Source organism: Citrobacter sp. VF227, from assembly GCF_052950715.1.
This window is the reverse complement of the sequence record NZ_JBRFVF010000441.1, coordinates 1-458: the sequence shown is the minus strand read 5'-3', so window position 1 is coordinate 458 and position 458 is coordinate 1. Positions and strand designations below refer to the sequence as shown.

The 458-nt window shown below is 55.7% G+C and carries 2 protein-coding genes; both read left to right on the top strand.

Annotated features, from left to right (window positions below; genetic code table 11):
* Positions 1–251, top strand: a 251-nt coding sequence (locus ACU8YC_RS27225) for a type IV toxin-antitoxin system YeeU family antitoxin (RefSeq protein WP_446896291.1), incomplete at its 5' end; no start/stop codon positions are given.
* 48 nt (positions 252–299) lie between these two features.
* Positions 300–458, top strand: a 159-nt coding sequence (locus ACU8YC_RS27220; protein ID WP_446896292.1) for a TA system toxin CbtA family protein, incomplete at its 3' end; no start/stop codon positions are given.

The following is a 458-nucleotide window of genomic DNA, read 5'->3' as shown; positions in this document are numbered from 1 at the left end:
GCCTTCACTACCTGGCTGACCGCGCCAGCATGACCGGGACCTTCAGTGATGCAGATTTGCGCCATCTGGACCATGCGTTGCCGCTGCTGATGAAACAGATGGAGTTAATGCTCACCAGCGGGGAACTCACTCCCCGCCACCCGCACCGGGTCACACTGTACGCAAAAGAACTGGTATGCGAAGCGGATACCCTCGGCAGCCACGTTTATGTATACATCGCGATTTATCCGACGCCTGTCACCGCTCTGTAGCCACCAGGCATCCTTCTTTCACTTAACCCTTCACAACGAGAAAACCTTATGCCCGTTATGTTTGTATCTTCCCGGCGCACGGCACCGTCACGTCCGTCGCCGGTGACCGTCTGGCAAACTCTGCTGACACATCTCCTCGACCGTCATTACGGTCTCACACTCAACGACACCCCGTTCGGCAACGATGGTGTTATTCAGGAACACATT